The following is a 16,231-nucleotide window of genomic DNA, read 5'->3' on the forward strand; positions in this document are numbered from 1 at the left end:
ATAATTCTTACGCTGCTTTGTCACTTTCTACCTCGTCATCAATGGTACTATTGTGCTTAACGAGGTGTCCTAAGTCATTAAACCACTTCAAAGTTCACTGGCCCAAACCCGATGACGAGCTGATAACCTTAACGGGCCAGCAGCTCAATTGGTTGCTGGATGGCTACAATCTTAATGCCATGAAATCACTCATTGATACCGTCAGTCATCAGCCAAAATCCGCCTTGAGTTTACTGGTCGGAAATGCTGGAACAGCCCTGGATCTGGAGGCCTTGCTTGAGGCCATCCAGACCATCAACGGTGTCATTCTTGAAAAAGACAGCGCCCTTCTTGAAAAAGACAATGCTCTTCTTGAGAAAGACGACATTATCCAGAAAAAGTCCATCGTCATAGAAGAACAGAAAAAACGCATTGCCATTCTGGAAGAATACCTGCGTCTGGAACGTGCCCGCCTCTATGGCCACAGTTCTGAAAAGTTCAGTGGCCAGGGCGAAATCTTCAATGAAGCGGAGTTAGCCGATTGTGGTGCTGACCCGGCTGAAGAAGACGCCCTGAATGAGGAAGAACCGGAAACAGGGGAAAGCCCAAAGCCCCGCAAGAAACGCAAGGGACGTACACCGCTGTCACCGGCACTGCCGAGGGTGCAGGAACGTATTGAGCTGCCCCCGGAAGAGAAGCAGGGTGCTATTGAGACCTTCTTCACCAAAGTCCGGGAAGAGCTGGATATCATTCCAGCCCGGGTTCAGGTGAAAGAGATTCTGCAAGAGAAAGCGGTATTTCTTGAGAAAGCTGAGCCGGGAGAGGCATCGCAGGAAAAACGCGTTATCAAGGCGGCGGAGCTACCCAAACATCCCATTCCCAAATCCGCAGTGACCGTCAGCATGCTGGCCTGGATCATCATTGCCAAATATTGCGACGCCTGGCCGGCCGCACCCTGCCATTGTACCGGCAGGAAAAAATACTGGCACGCTATGGCGGCTCCATTACCCGGACGACCATGGCCAACTGGCTGATCCGGTTGTCCCTGCAACTGCAGCCCCTGATCAACCTGATGGCAGACCATCAGCGGGCCGGGCACATCATGAATGCTGATGAAACCCGGATCCAGGTACTCAAGGAACTCAGTAAGGCCATCCACTCGGATAAGTACATGTGGGTGACCCTGGGTGGCCCACCGGGGCAACCGGCGGTGTTGTTCCATTACGATCCTTCCCGGGGCAAGGAGGTTCCCCTGCGCCTGTTCGAAGGGTTCAGCGGTTACCTGCAAACTGACGGCTATGCCAGTTACAGTGCTGTGTGCAAGCAAGAAGGCATTACCCAGGTTGGCTGTTTTGACCATGTGCGCCGCAAGTTCACCGATGCCAAAAAAGGCGAAGCCAAACCGGGCAAAAAGGTGAACAACAGCAAAGTCAGCAAGGCTGATGTTGCGCTGGCCAAAATCCGCAAGCACGCCATCGAAGAAGGTATCAGGGGGGCACCTGCAGCGGAAAAACTGGCTCGCCGTCAACAGGAGAGCAAGCCTCTGCTGGATGATCTTCACCAGTGGTTGCAGAAAAACATTACCAGACTGGTACCAGGCAGTCTCACCCATAAAGCCATGAGTTATGCGCTGAACCAATGGTCGAAACTGGTCGTGTACTGTGAAGATGGCGACCTTAATATCAGCAATGCAGCGGCGGAAAATGCTATTCGCCCCTTCACTCTTGGCCGCAAAAACTGGCTCTTTGCAGATACACCAAACGGTGCAAGGGCCAGTGCCATCTTTTACAGCCTGCTCGAAAGTGCAAAAGCCAATGGGCTGGAGCCTTTTGAATACCTGAACCACATTTTAAAAGAACTGCCTTATGCCGAAACGGTTGAGAAACTGGAGCAGCTTCTACCCTGGGCAGTGAAGGCATCTCAAGAATAAGCCGATCCGGCGGGGTTGGCTATTACGCTGGTTAAATTGGCGTTTACTCCATAATAGCCAGAGCAAATCCCTATGCCTGGTTAACATAAATATTGAATCGGTTGTCAGGAAGGAACTTTTATAAAAAAAAGGGGTCTTTAGCTGAAATTCAAGAATTCAAGAATTCAAGAATTCAAGAATTCAAGAATTCAAGAATTCAATGCATAGTCCTACTTTTTCTGCTCAATTAAATACAGATTCTTCTAGCTTTTCTTATTTTCAAGATACGGCTTTTTCTGAGTCTGGCGCATCAGGTCTGGCCGTCTCACGTGAAGTTGTAGAAGCAGCTAAAATTCTATGTGCTATGCGTGCTGATGAAATTACTGAAAACTTCCTTCAACGGCCAACGGTGCCTTTTCATAATCCATTTGATGATTCCCGGCTGGGAAAAAGGTCAGTAGTGATCGTTGATGGCTGTACTGAAGAAGCTCTGACATTTGACTTAACGGTTAGAAGAAAGTTTCAGAATAATGATCACCCTTCCAAATATATTACTGATAATGAACGTTTTTCGATCCGGTCCAGTTTAGATTCAGGTAAATCAACCTCGCAAAGCTTATCAGTTGTTGAAAACAACCTTCATCAACCGGTAAAAAGTTCTGATCAAGAGTGTGTTGATACTTTATTAAAATCAACAGCTTTAAAATCAACAGCACCCATTGCGACTACTATACCTCAACCAGGTAGTGTGCAGCTTCAACAACACACATTTCTTGCAGTGAGAGGGTTTGGCAAAGAACACCCTGCGTTTCATAGCCAATACCAAACCCGCACTTCTGCAAGGTGTGAAATTGATTCATCAGGCGATTTAGCCCATGCAGAAGTTGAGCCGTCTTATGAAAGTTGCCTCTTACCAATTGAGCGCAACAGGGAACGTCAAAGGAAGCTTCAAAGGGAGCGACGCAAAGATCCCGCTTATATAGAGCGCGAAAGAAAACGCAAAAGGGAGCAACGCAAAGATCCCGCTTATGTAGAGCGCGAAAGAAAACGCAAAAGGGAGCGCTACCAGAATGACCCCGCTTTCGCAGAGCGCCTAAGGGAGCGCCAAAGGGAGCGCCGGAAAAAACTTTGTGAAAATCCCGCTTACATAGAGCGCGAAAGGAAGCGCCTGAGGGAGCGCTACAAGAATGATCCCGATTACGCCGAGCGCCTAAGGAAGCGCCAAAGAGAGCGCCATAGGGAGCGCAACAAGAATGATCCCGATTACGCCGAGCGCCAAAGGAAGCGCCAAAGGGAGCGCCGGAAAAAACTTTGTGAAGATCCCGCTTACACAGAGCGCCAAAGGGAGCGCTACAAGAATGCTCCTCCTAAGCAGAGAGTAAGAAGAAACCCAGTAAAAACCCTGGTGATGACCAAATGATGGTCGATGCCAGAACCCGCTTTTTAAATCACGGTTACTATCAACCCGTCGTTGACGTATTGATTGATAAACTCATGTCGTTCAGTAATGAAGCCCCCGCAAAGTATTCTTTACCATGACTTAAAATACCCGGGCGCACTGGACACCATGATATCAATGAAAATATCCCTGAACTGCTCAGGAGTGCCCGCATCACTGGCAAAACACAGTCTCATTGCGGCAGCAAACTGAGTGGTCAGCAACAGAATATAGCGTTTGAGTTGATCCCGGTCTTCCGGCTCTCTCAGCTCAAGCAGTTTGTGGTAAATTTTGTCGGTGTTAATTTCACAGTCCCTGATCGCCAGTTTGCTTAGCTCCGGGTTAATGGCGTCAAACCAGATCTCCCTCAATGCCGGTTCGTTTTTATGCAACCGGTAGATATCATCAAAGTTTTTCTCAAAAACCCGCGTAATGTCGCTGAAGCTTTTCAGTTCGGCAAGGTTGTTGTCGAGGATGGCATGGATCTGATCGATAAAGTGCTCAGCAAGAGAAAGAACCAGGGTGTCTTTGTCTGAAAAGTACTGATAAATAGAACCGGATGAGGTATTGGCCCGTTTGGCAATGTCAGTCATCTTGAGATTACCAATGCCTTTTTCTTCAATCAGCGACTTAACCGCCTGAAGAATGACAGTGACTCTCGCCCGACTTCTACTCTGTGCGGGACTTCGCCGGTTGGTCACTTGTTGTAAATCCATCTTGGTCACTCTTTGCGCGCATCGGCGATAATTTTGGGTTGGTAATACGTTGGTATTCCGGGGCTACTGCGCCGCGTGTTTAGGAAGCTGGCTGCTGGCTTCTGGCCGCAAAAGCACAAGCGGCCTGTCTTTTTCGGGCAACGGGCTTTTGCGACATTAAAATACCATGGCCATGTATCTCATTACAGCTGCCTGATATGGAAAAGCCGGGTACCAAAATCACCAATGTGCGACACCTGCTCAGACATTTCAGTTCCCGTAAACTGACTCTTTAACGGAATGCCAAGATGTTGCAGCTGGTCACCATACAGAGTGTAGGTTTCGTTATTACTTGGGTGCAGAACCCGGTTGGCAACGATACCGTGTAAAATCCCCCGGTCTTTGATATTCACAGGCAGTTCTTCGTTCACCAGATCGCCAAACTGACGAATATTGTGAAACTGTTCCCTGCTGGTTACCTGGTAAAGCCCATCGGTATTCAACATTGGCAGTTTAAGGGTTTTCAGTGTGGGGTTGGCTTGCTGAAGTCCCTGGAAGAAACCCGCCACGGCTTCGGTTTTATCGTCATTGACCACAATCCAGGCGGTTTGCTGATTGCCACCATCAATGGCGAGACGATAAAAATCCCCCTGTTGCAGCAATGTCCTGTGCTGCTTATAGAAGCGGATCTGTTTCATAATCACCTTTTCTTCAAAGGTGGTTAGCCTGGTTAAATCCAGTTGATAGCCGGATAAACCAAAACAGGAGACATTAAAACGTGACTCAATCGGCGTATGCCTCAACACCTGATGAGATGGATGCCCGCTGACATGGGCACTCATACAGCATTGCGGATACAGTAAAGAGAAACCCTGCTGAATGGCAACCCGCTCATAGGCATCTGTGTTATCGCTGGTCCAGGTCTGGGGCATAAAAAAGGTCATTCCCAGATCGAAGCGATTGCCACCGCTGGAACAGTTTTCAAACAGAACCTCCCCAAACGCCTCTTTCAGTTTAAATAACAAGCGGTAGAGCCCAAGTACATAACGATGATAGAAGCCGGATTGCTGGCCGGGCGGCAAGTGGTTTGAATAAACATCACTGAAATTACGATTATGATCCCACTTCACATAGCTGACTTCTGCACGACGAAATACATCCGCCAGTTGCTGATACAGGTAGTCAATAACCTCAGGGTTCGACATATCCAGAAGCAGCTGACGCCGCCCCAGAGAGGGTTGTCTCTTAGGTGAAATAACCGCCCACTCGGGATGCTGACGAAAAAGATCGCTGTCTTCAGAGACCATTTCCGGTTCAACCCACAAGCCAAATTGCAGCCCCTGCTGACGAATTTTCCGGGAGATTCTTGCCAGCCCGCCGGGCAGTTTCTTTTTATCCTCAACATAATTACCCAGGCCGGATGTTTCATCATTCCGGTTACTGAACCAGCCGTCGTCTAAAACAAACAGCTCAACGCCAAGATCTTTTGCTTTTCTGGCCAGCTTCATCAGCTTGCCTTCATCAAAGTTAAAGTAGGTGGCTTCCCAGTTATTTGCCTGAATCGGGCGTGCTTTATTCTGCCATGGCTGGGGAATCAAATGTGTCTTGATTATCCGGTGGAAATTATTACTCATTTTGCCAAGGCCCTGATGACTGAATGTCATGACAGCTTCAGGACAGGTGAATCGTTCCCCTTCCGCCAGTGACCAGCGAAAGTCAAAATCAGAAATACCCAGCATTATGCGGGTCTGGTCGTAGGGCGACACTTCAGTGGTGATTTTGTGATTGCCGCTGTAAATCAGACTGAAGCCATAACAGTCGCCCGTCGTTTCCCCGCAGTCTGGCTTAGCCAGAGCCATAAAGGGATTATGGGTGGCACTGCTGACACCACGGTTGCTGCCAATAGAAAACATTCCCTTGTAAAGAGCGTGGCGCTGTAGCTGTCCTTCGGCAATCCATTTCCCGGTTAAATGAAGGGCATCAAATGCCGGGGAGGAAAGGTCGAGGTTCATACTGCAGGCTTTATCAACCACCACCGGTGTTGAACCCAGGTTAATAATTTCTATGCTGCGACAGATCACATCCTGCTGTACAAAACAGGTGTAGTGCAGATGCAGTTCTACCGGTTTGATTTTTTCCCGAAGCACGATGGTTAACGATTGATCGCCATCGGCGGGTGAGTGCGTCTGTGGCAACCCATCCAGACAGGGTTTGTTGCTGTTCAATTCATATCGATCAAACACAAAATCCGATGTACTGCTCCCATCATCTGTGTAAATAAGATGCAGACTGGATTCACGATAATCGCCTTTGCCAGAAGTGCTCACTTCCTGTTTCCGGGTTTCCAGGCAGTAACGCTCATCTTCTGAGGAGTAAGCAGTGGTGGAGCCGAGCTTGACCTGATACGAATGATCAAGGATCGACAGGTTGTCCCGATGCTCCAGACGTTGACCATAATAGAGATTCAATAAATGGCCAGCGTCTGATACTTGTACAACATAGCTGCTGTTCAGGGTTTGCAGATGAAAAATCTGCTCATCATTATTGACTGCAATCACAAATAATTTCTTTTTCAGGCGGTAGCAAAAGTGTTTTCAGCAGGTTCAGGTTCGATCTGAGCCATCACCTGTTTTTCATCATATTTACCCATCAGGTACGTTCCCAGAAACGCCAGACAGCCCGCCAGTAACGCGGACAGGGTAACGCCCAGAGTGGTGGGCTCCGGAGACAGGTCAGCCGCTTCAGCAATGGAGCCAATAATGATGATGGACGGAAACAGCAGAGCGGTTAAAGAGGTTGCCGCTTTATAGGCAAACATGTTGGCACCAAAAAACATGGCTTCTTTATGATTGCCTGTTTTTGCAGCATCAGATAACGCCAGGTCTGCCACAATAACATTGGGAATAATGCCCATAATCGCCAGAGGAAACGGCATAAACGCCAGCAGTGCCCAGCCAAGTATATCCGGACGGCTGACAAGGGTGCAAAGGGAGAAACAGCTCAACAATAGGCCCTGAACAAACAGAGCAGTGCGAAACAGGGATTTTTTGGAATATCTTTTCGATAATGCGACCACTGCCGGATACAGGGCAAAACTGGCCAGAAACAGCAGTAGCATAATGATAGAAGCGGTAGATTCCTCAAGCCCCATCAACATGGTGACGTAATAAATAGCGCCCACTTCCAGAAAGAAGCGCGTCATAAATGCCAGGCCATTACAGGCGGTAAAACGGGAAAAATTTTTGTTGGCCATGGCGGTTTTCAACGAGGTCAGCATATCCTCATTGGTTGAGCTGCCCCGGCAATCGCGTTTTTCATTAATCGCCAGAATAGGAACGACCATGGCCAGCATGCCCAACACAGAAAATAGTGATACGGCTACCTGGATGGCTTCTACCGGCGTATAACCAAGGGATTGAATGTAGTCTTTGATGACCCAGATCAGCTGTCCAAAGGCAAAGGCCAGTGCCCAGGAAACGGAACAGAAGGTAGAAATCATAATCCGGTCATGGTCGGTTTTGCCCAGCTCTGGAATCAGTGACATATAAGGCACGACATACATGGTCACACTGACCGTCACAATGACACAGCACATCACCAGCCAGACAATATTCAGGCTGGACACAGTATCCACCGGAGGAAAGAAAATCGCTGCCGACATCAGCCCGGTGGGCAGGAAGCTGAGCATCATAAACAGACGTCTGCGGCCAAAACGACTTGTGGACCGGTCACTGAGATTGGCAATAATCGGATCGGTAATGGCATCCAGGGCGCGGTTTAAGGCATAAATAAGCCCCACAGTGGTGATACCAAAAAGCACTGGCGCGCGGGATATAAACTCAGGAATCTGGCTGGCCGACTCAGTCGCCGGAGGGTAGTAAAAATAAGTAATCAGAATTGAATACGAAAACGTGGCCAGACACCAGCCAAAGTTGCCAAAGGAGAAGAAGAATATCTTCCATTTTGAGAGACTGTTACTTTCCATGGAAACTCCATAATTTTGGTTTTAGGCTCACATTTATGTATATCAATTGTCGTGAACGTCGAGTTCAATGCAGTGTTGCCCGAAACGAGAGGATTTAACCCTGACCTGTTCATGGCCAGTGACGCCTCTGGTTCTCACCCAGAAGGCGGTTCTGCCAGCGGTTAAAGAAAGAAAGTCTGGCCCCATTAATTCCAGTCCGGCACTGACTTCGACCTGAATTGGATCATTGGCATAGGGACGTACGACACTGTCCTCATCCACACACTGAACGGTGATGCGAGTGACATCATAGGTATGCCGGTGTTGCAACCGCGACTGGTCGGCTTTAACGTTAAGCTTGGCTTTTCGGGACTTGCTGCGTGTTTTTTTTATCACACACTGGTCGTGTTTATAACCTTCAATGCGATAGCTGGCTGATGCATCGCCCCAGTTGCCAACGTATTTTAAAAACAGGTTAACGCCGTCCTGAATCGATTGACGGTTTTTCTTCAATATCCAGAACATCTGCGCCTTTTGCCAGAGGTTTAATCCGTCTTGCCCTTTGCGCATGATGATTGAAAAAAGCTGGCGAATGGTTTCAGCGTCGTCAGGGCTGAATGGTTCATTAACAGCAATCTGGTCGCCAATAAAATCATCAATAACCACCGGTGGATGGGGCAGATGAGGAAAGCTGTTTTTATCGGGATAAAACGTCTGGATGTAACGATCATTCTTAAACAGTTTGATACTGTCACAGTTGGTGAATACCCATAATGCACCGGCCTGGCCAGCCGCATAATCACCGTTTTTCATATTGCCAGCCAGTTCCATGACCGGCATCTCATCCTGCTGACTGGCATAAACGGCGGCGGCGTATTTGGGCTCCCGGAACATATCAAGCACGCCGTGATAACAAATGCGATCACCACTGCCGAAATCTTCATGGGTATTGTAATCAAACAGGGACCAGCCAATAGCACCACAATAGTCCGCGTGACCAAAGGTTTTATTTAACACTCTGGCGTGTCGTAATGCCTGTTCCAGTAAACGGTCCTGACTGTCAAACGGCTTGGTTGGAAACATATGGCCACAGTGCTCAGTCACCAGATAAGGCACATCAGCACCGGCCACCTGCCTGCGGCTTTGCAGTGGCTCGTTATTTCCGGTGTGGGAAAAATCATTGTAGGTATAAACGTCTTCTAACAGTTCGCTATTGCCAATACACCGCACGCCACCGGTCGGGCGTGATGGGTCCAGTTGGCGGGCAAGGACATTGGTTGCCTTATAAAGATCATGGTGGTCAGGGGATTCATTGATACGAACTCCCCAGATAAAAACAGAAGGATGATTGACATCCCGCTCAATCATTCCCTGAACATTGTCCATTGTTCTCTGCTGCCATAAAGGTTCTTCACCAATATGCTGCCAGCCTGGAATTTCATTAAACACCAGCAGGCCAATTTCATCACAGCGATTGAGAAAATGGCTGCTCGGTGGATAGTGAGATGAGCGCACACAATTACAGCCCAGTTCAAACTTCATAAGCTCGGCATCGCGAGCCTGTGCACTTTGGGGCATAGCGTAGCCCACATAAGGGTATGACTGATGGCGATTCAGGCCAATCAGCTTGACCGCTTTGCCATTGAGATAGAACCCGTCGTTTTTGAAAGCAACCGTGCGAAAGCCGAAGCGAAATGTTCTGGTATCTAACGGTGTATCGCCAGACAAGTGAACCACCAGCTTATAAAGCGCCGGGTTATCCAGCTCCCACAGCTTGACATCGGACACTGTAAAATGATGTTCAATCCGTTGGGTATGATGCTTTGACAGCGTTACAGCAACAGGTTCCTGGTGGATAACCTGATCATTCAGGTCACACAGGGCAATCTCCAGATTTAACTCACTGTCGTGTAAATCCGGATTGGCAATGTCAATGGCAAGGTGGACTTTCTGGTTGTTATCGTTATCCGGTGCAGTATGAATCCGGGCGTTTTTCACATAAATGTCTGAGACGAGAATCAGCTCTACTTCCCGATAAATGCCGCCATACGTCAAATAGTCCACAACATGGCCAAATGGCGGTATTAATGGATCTTCAGAAGCATCAACAACAACGATGATTTCGTTATCCTGACCCTTTTTTACATAAGGCAATAGATCAATTTCAAAAGGTAAATAGCCACAGTGATGTTCACCCACCAATACCCGGTTGAAAAATACCTGACAGGAAGACATCACGCCTTCAAACCTTAACAGCGCATGACTGGCATCGGCAAAATGCTCAAAGGCTATCTGTTTGCGATAGGCTGATTGAAACTGATAGGCGCGTTCATCAAAATTGTTGTAAGGCAGCTCCCTGTTGGTATGAGGAATATCGACCTTTGAGGCATGGCTTTCCCACGCCAGGGAGTGAATATCAGACGGATCAATATCTGCTATGTATTGCCAGTCAAAATTAAGATGAACGCGCTTTCTCATGACCCGAACTTACTTCAAAATGTCAGTGTTGTATTCTAAGAAAATACCGAAGCCAGTAAGGTCCAGGTTAGTATCCGCACCCACCATGAATCGATAGCTCAAACCTTCACCGCCATAGTTATGGAGCAGTTCCAGGTTGATTTCGGTGTAGTCTTTTTCAGGACTCAGCATCTCTTGATTAAAGGACAACTTACTCAGGTCAGTATCAGTTGCCATGGCTGCAACCCCCTGGAAACGCCATTTCTGCAAACCAACGCTGTCCAGGTCATAACCACCCACGACAAAGTAAGTACGCTGATTAGCCAGGTCGAAGCTGTTCACAACCGCCATATCACCCCAGACAGCGGTACCACCACCGGCCTTTCTGCCATTCTGAGTACCAAAACCCCGGAAGCTGTCCTCACCGATCTGGGTAACACCAAACAGAATATCGAAGTCGCCGGTATCCAGGCCAATACCAAATTCGGTGACATCTGTCTTATGGTCAGAGTTCCGTGTGCCATCACCTTCTTCCATTCCGTACTTAACCAGGAACTTGATGATCTTGCTGCTATCGTAGTTATCTGAGCCGGTCAGGAAGCCTATTGGAATACCGGAATAGACTTCGATAATGCCGTTCTTTTGAAAATCAGGGGCTACTGAGTAGGAGGCGCTGCTGACGTAGTAATCGGTAACGGTATGGAAACCAACGTTGTAAATTTCGTCGTATGAACCGAAGTCTTTATTGTCTTTCAAGTCATCTTTGAAATTAACCGTTTTGGTCGAATGGATATCACTGTAACCCGTAAAGTAATTTGCCCAGGGCTGAATCATGCCCCAGTCCCATTGGTACTGGCCGGTCAGCGATGCACCTTCATAAACTTCGTGCAATGCGCCGTAGGTGTAATCCGGACGGTGCAGCAAATTATAAATCGTGGGCGTAAAACGACCTACAGATAACTTGCCATAGTTGTCCTGATCGCCAAGACGAACCTGAACGTTGGCGTTGCCGAGCTTGCCAACCAGCTTGTCTTTTGTATCATCTTCATAATAACGGCCGTAATCTGAAGACACAGGTAGAGTGATTGGTCCCATCGACATAGAACCACGAACATAACCCTTCTGGCGAAGGTTTGGAGCCGCACCCAGATAACCCAGTTGTACACCAATCACATCGAATAAATAACCGGACTGCCAATCCAGCCAAAGGGATGAACCAATTTCATCCATATTGATTTTGGCAGTACCGGAAATGGGCGCATTTTTGGAATTGAAATCATGAGTACCAGACAGGTTATAAATATTAACCTTGGCTTTCATATCTAAAGTTGAGTCTTGTAGAAAGGCGTCAACACTGGCGTTAGCACAGGATGCTACGGCCATAGACGACATTAGCAACATATGACTCAAAGGTTTTAGTTTCATGATTCACCCCGGTTTCTGTGTTAAGCGCAACAACTTGGCTGTGTTCGAAAAAGATAAAAAGTGAAATTTATTCATATTTTTATGTGAGGCATACTGCTCTCGAAACAAAGAAGCGTCAATACAAAATATGAAGATGGTTCACTTTTTTTGATCTTTGTCAGTTTATGAGGGGAAATGATTAAAAAAGAGACGAAACAGACTCACTCGGTAACATCAATACAGAGTGAGTTTGAGGATTATCGAGTGGTGATCCAGTTGAGAATGTCCTGGTAAAACTCATCACGATTGGTTTCATTAAACAGCTCATGGCGGGCATTTTTGTACAGACTGATATCCACCTGTTTAAGCCCGGCGGATGTTAAAAACCGATACAGTGATTGTACGCCTTTCCCCATCCGTCCAACGGGATCTTTATCCCCGGCGACCAGATAAACCGGCAATTCAGACGACATTTGTCTGGCCGTGGACATAGAATTAATACTTATTAATCCGCCCATAAAGTCATGCCAGAACTGGGTGGTGCATAAAAAACCACAGAGCGGATCGGCGATGTATTTGCTCACCTGTTCCCGGTCCCGGGATAACCAGTCAAAATCGGTTTCAGCATTTTTAACCGTTTTATTGAACTGACTGAAACTGAGCCAGCCTAACAGCCTGGAAGGGTGTCGTTTACCCTGAACAGCCATCTGAATTCTGGCAACCAGTCTGGCCAGATGGAACAGAGCCGGATTTTGATGGTTGGAACCACAAAGAATCAGGCCTTCTAACTGGTCTCCATAGTTTGCCGCATATTGCCTGGCAACAAATGACCCCATGCTATGCCCCATCAGAATAACCTTAAGACCCGTGTTCTGTGCAGCATAAGCGACCACCTTATCCAGGTCTTCAATCACCTTTTGCCAGCCCTGATGGTCATCATAATGGCCCTGCAATTGGGCATTTTTTCCATGACCTCTGTGGTTAGCGCCGAATACGGCTATTGCGTGTTCATTGCAGAACCGAGCAAAGGGCGCATACCGGTCAACGTGCTCTCCCATGCCGTGACTGAGTACAACGGCATGCCTGGCCGGGCAGTCCGGTAACCAGCAGCGGACCTGAATTTCTCTGCCATCGGGTGTGAGCAGTGCATGGCGGGTTGGTGCTTGTGTTTCCACGGCGTTATTCTCCTCCCATCAAACAATTCCATGATTCGGATCAATATATGAATTCGACTCACCTTTTGACAGGGCAGCATAAGAAAAATCATAATAAATGTGAAACCTATTCATATATTTTGCTGTTTTTTATTTTTTGCACTGACCTGCACAAGGTACTGTTATGGATCTTACGTCATCAATTTTTGGCAACAGGCAACCCACTGCCGTTGTTAAAAAAGCCACTAAAGCCAAAGCAAGTTATCTGAAAAAATTTGGCGACGACCGTCATATATCCTACCCGCTGAGCAGCACCTTCAACCCGGTCATCGGCCCGGCACTGGGCGTACAGAATATCAACCTGAATAACACCGGTGAGCCCATTGATACCAAAAAGGGAATTATCATTGGCAATATTCGAATGGGTTATGGCCATTACCGAATATCAATGGCTATCGCCTCTGCAGCCAGACATCTTGGCTATACCCCATACTGGCTGGACCTGAATGCCTATCAGGAAACCACGGGCGGACAGGTGATCAGTCACCTTAACAAACTTTACTCGCTTGGATCCCGTCTTTCCCAAAAATACTCGCTGTTTAACTCGTTATACTGGGAAAAGCTTAACAGTGAAGGTTTCAAAAAACTCAGCTTCAACGCCAAAGATCAGAAAGTCAGTGAGCTAATGGCTACTGTTCTGGGCAATCTGCCTGACGATATGCCATTCGTGGGGACTCATACCTGGCCAGCTCAGGCTGCCATTCATGCCGGAATGAGCAATGTGATTAATGTGGTTCCGGATAACTGGCCCATGGCGCTGCATCTGTCAGAAGGTGCCCGGCATGTGGTACAAACACCCTCCAGTTACTTTGGCTACCGAATGTTAAAAGGCATGGATGGTGACAAGGTGTTAAAGCCAATGCCAGCGGACAGCATTTTTCATACCGGGCATTTTATTGACCATGAACTGCTGGTTGATCTGAAAGGCGATTGCCAGAAGCGGAAGGAGCGCCTGGATAATGGGAAGCCGGTCAGAATACTTCTGACCATTGGCGGTGCCGGCGCACAGTTTGAAATCTATCGATCCATTATCAGGCACCTCCTGCCACAGATTATCAACCGTAAGGTCAGCCTGCTGATCAATGTTGGTGATTATAAGAACGTCTGGGAACAGCTGGTCGCCGATATCCCTGAGCTGCACAAGGCGCATTTGTTGGATAATGACTGGGAGGGTGTTCAGGCTTTCGCCAATCCGGACTCCGATCAGTCAATCGAAGGGATTCACGCATTCTATAGCAGTGATGTTTTCTCCGCCGTTTATACCACCAACCTGCTGATGCGAATCACCGACTTTATGATAACCAAGCCCAGTGAGCTTGCTTTTTATCCGGTGCCAAAGCTGTTCATTCAAAGAGTGGGTGGGCATGAAGCCTATGGTGCTTTAAGATCTGCCGAAATCGGTGATGGTACCGTAGAGTTTGAACAAACCGATGCCGCCATTCAGATGATGCAATTAATGATAGACGACAAGAGTATTATCAAAACCATGTGTGACAATATTCTGAAAGCGCAGTCTGTGGGTGTTTATGATGGGGCTTACAAAACCGTTGAAATGGCTGTAGCTGGGAAAGGTTGAGGCAATTGTACTGACTGAGGAATTGTCCCGGAATAAGTTCCGCTTTGACTGGGACTTGTTAAGCTTGCTGGCTGCTAAAGCACTGGCGGCCTGTCTTTTTCGGGCAGCGGGTAGCGCTTACAGTAAATTTCATAATCAGGCTGCACTGCCAGCAGGAAACCATCGGCAGCCGTTGCATATCTGCCAGAGACCATTAAAATCTCTGGCTTTTAGCCATACTGCCCATCCCGATGTCCATCTTACTTCGTTGCCCGGTCTGTTATGAAACGCTGAGGTCAGAACCCAAAAGCGCTGTGTGCCAAAATAACCATCGGTTTGACCGGGCGCGCCAGGGCTATCTGAACCTGCTGCCCAGCAATAAGAAACGCAGTAAAAACCCCGGCGATGATCAGATGATGGTCGAAGCACGGACACGGTTTCTGAATCACGGTTACTATCAACCTGTCGTTGATGCCTTGATTGATAAACTCAAGTCGTTCGGTAATGAAGCACCGCAACGTATTCTTGATGCCGGTTGCGGTGAGGGCTATTACACATCGGGTATCAAAGAGCAGCTTGAAGACAGCTCAGTCTGTGGATTTGATATTGCCAAACCCGCCATCCTGGCCGCCAGCAAGCGAAACAAAGCGATAGAATGGCTGGTTGCCAGTGTCAGTGAACTGCCACTGATGGGCGAGCAGTTTGATGCTGTGATCAGCATATTCTCCCGCAGTGACTGGCCTGAGTTTTCCAGAGTTCTGAAACCTGGCGGGCATATTGTTCTATTGACCCCCGGCCAGAACCACCTGATGGCTCTTCGCTGCGCCATTTATGATGAGGTACGTCCTTATCCGGAAGATAAACGCCTGCAGGATCTGCCGGAAGATCTTGCCCTGCTGGAAAGCCAGACCATCCATCACCTGATGATGCTGGAAAACACTCAGGCCATTATGGACCTGCTGGCCATGACCCCTCACTACTGGCATGTCAATGCCGGACAAAAACAGCAACTTGAGCAACTGGGTCAGCTGGAATGTGAACTGGAAATGCGCCTGTCGGTGGTACAAAAGCACCACCCATCAGCATAGGTAAAAATACTGTCTTACATCAATTTTACCAAACGTGACTGGTGGTATAACTGAGCCATGGCCATAGCCCGGGGGAGGTCACCATGATTCAGTTAGCTCAGATTATCACCGGCAAAAGTGAAAAAGACCTGTTCACTGTTCTGGCCCTCAAAGCTGATATTATCCTGGCGGTCACATTGACCATGGCCATTTTACAACAGACCATAACCGGCATGGCAACCAGCTGGATGCTGTTACTGGTTGGTTCATTATTCTCCATTATTGTCCTTACAGGTCTTGATAAAGGAGCACGCAAGGCTTTGGCGGGTATTCCCAGCTATATTCCTTATGTATTTGGTATTTACCTGTTCTTTGTAGAGGGATTTGGTCGTTTAACTCAGCTGGTGACAAGCTTCAGTATCGTTAATGCGGCGCTGGTTATCCTGTTCTTTGTGGCTGGTAATGTTGTCGCGACGGTCGGTTATAATGCCGTCGTCTATGCCAGGCGGCTGGAGCAGTCTCATTGATTCTATTTTCAGGGATAATAAC

At 47.9% G+C, this 16,231-nt stretch carries 11 protein-coding genes and 1 pseudogene; 6 read left to right on the forward strand and 6 right to left on the reverse strand.

Translation table 11 applies throughout. The features are described 5' to 3' along the window. The 3 genes and pseudogenes from ACO6UY_RS08165 to ACO6UY_RS08175 form a co-directional block, all read left to right on the forward strand. Nucleotides 1-1,013, forward strand: a pseudogene (locus ACO6UY_RS08165) (hypothetical protein); the annotation flags it as partial. After that, the gene (gene tnpC / locus ACO6UY_RS08170; protein ID WP_422489578.1) at nucleotides 911-1,909 is read left to right on the forward strand and encodes an IS66 family transposase; all 999 of its coding nucleotides are present in this window, start codon (nucleotides 911-913) and stop codon (nucleotides 1,907-1,909) included. The pseudogene ACO6UY_RS08165 and the gene tnpC, both read left to right, overlap by 103 nt. A 199-nt stretch (nucleotides 1,910-2,108) precedes the next feature. Beyond that, entirely contained in the window at nucleotides 2,109-3,308 is a 1,200-nt protein-coding gene (locus tag ACO6UY_RS08175; protein ID WP_422489580.1) for a hypothetical protein, read from the forward strand. Between the two features lie 110 nt (nucleotides 3,309-3,418). On the opposite strand, the gene ACO6UY_RS08180 is transcribed toward ACO6UY_RS08175, so the two are convergent. The 6 genes from ACO6UY_RS08180 to ACO6UY_RS08205 all read right to left on the reverse strand — a co-directional run bounded on the left by ACO6UY_RS08180 (nucleotide 3,419) and on the right by ACO6UY_RS08205 (nucleotide 13,021). Continuing rightward, the gene (locus tag ACO6UY_RS08180; RefSeq protein WP_422465964.1) at nucleotides 3,419-4,042 is read right to left on the reverse strand and encodes a TetR/AcrR family transcriptional regulator; all 624 of its coding nucleotides are present in this window, start codon (nucleotides 4,040-4,042) and stop codon (nucleotides 3,419-3,421) included. Between the two features lie 182 nt (nucleotides 4,043-4,224). Continuing rightward, nucleotides 4,225-6,579 carry an alpha-galactosidase gene (locus ACO6UY_RS08185; RefSeq protein WP_422447191.1) on the reverse strand — a complete coding sequence of 785 codons (2,355 nt, stop codon included), beginning with the start codon at nucleotides 6,577-6,579 and terminating at the stop codon, nucleotides 4,225-4,227. Nucleotides 6,580-6,593: 14 nt separating this feature from the next. Further along, nucleotides 6,594-8,006 (reverse strand): MFS transporter, encoded by a 1,413-nt coding sequence (locus tag ACO6UY_RS08190; protein ID WP_422489581.1) that lies wholly within the window; start codon nucleotides 8,004-8,006, stop codon nucleotides 6,594-6,596. Nucleotides 8,007-8,048: 42 nt separating this feature from the next. Continuing rightward, nucleotides 8,049-10,463, reverse strand: a complete 2,415-nt coding sequence (locus ACO6UY_RS08195; RefSeq protein WP_422489583.1) for a glycoside hydrolase family 2 TIM barrel-domain containing protein — start codon at nucleotides 10,461-10,463, stop codon at nucleotides 8,049-8,051. Nucleotides 10,464-10,472: 9 nt separating this feature from the next. Beyond that, the gene (locus tag ACO6UY_RS08200; RefSeq protein ID WP_422489585.1) at nucleotides 10,473-11,762 is read right to left on the reverse strand and encodes a hypothetical protein; all 1,290 of its coding nucleotides are present in this window, start codon (nucleotides 11,760-11,762) and stop codon (nucleotides 10,473-10,475) included. 341 nt (nucleotides 11,763-12,103) lie between these two features. After that, nucleotides 12,104-13,021 (reverse strand): alpha/beta hydrolase, encoded by a 918-nt coding sequence (locus ACO6UY_RS08205; RefSeq protein WP_422447199.1) that lies wholly within the window; start codon nucleotides 13,019-13,021, stop codon nucleotides 12,104-12,106. Between the two features lie 163 nt (nucleotides 13,022-13,184). Here ACO6UY_RS08205 and ACO6UY_RS08210 point away from each other — a divergent pair, with 163 nt between their 5' ends. From ACO6UY_RS08210 to ACO6UY_RS08220, 3 genes are all read left to right on the forward strand, one after another. After that, nucleotides 13,185-14,636 (forward strand): DUF6937 domain-containing protein, encoded by a 1,452-nt coding sequence (locus tag ACO6UY_RS08210; RefSeq protein ID WP_422447201.1) that lies wholly within the window; start codon nucleotides 13,185-13,187, stop codon nucleotides 14,634-14,636. A gap of 230 nt (nucleotides 14,637-14,866) precedes the next feature. Next, a complete protein-coding gene (locus tag ACO6UY_RS08215) occupies nucleotides 14,867-15,703 on the forward strand; it encodes a putative RNA methyltransferase (protein ID WP_422447203.1) in 837 nt (278 codons plus the stop codon). An 83-nt stretch (nucleotides 15,704-15,786) separates the two neighbouring features. After that, complete coding sequence (locus ACO6UY_RS08220) at nucleotides 15,787-16,209, forward strand: hypothetical protein (protein WP_422489587.1); 423 nt, start codon at nucleotides 15,787-15,789, stop codon at nucleotides 16,207-16,209. Nucleotides 16,210-16,231 lie beyond the last annotated feature (22 nt).

It is taken from the genome of Endozoicomonas sp. ALE010, assembly GCF_049310165.1.
In the GTDB taxonomy this organism is placed as follows: Bacteria; Pseudomonadota; Gammaproteobacteria; order Pseudomonadales; family Endozoicomonadaceae; genus Endozoicomonas.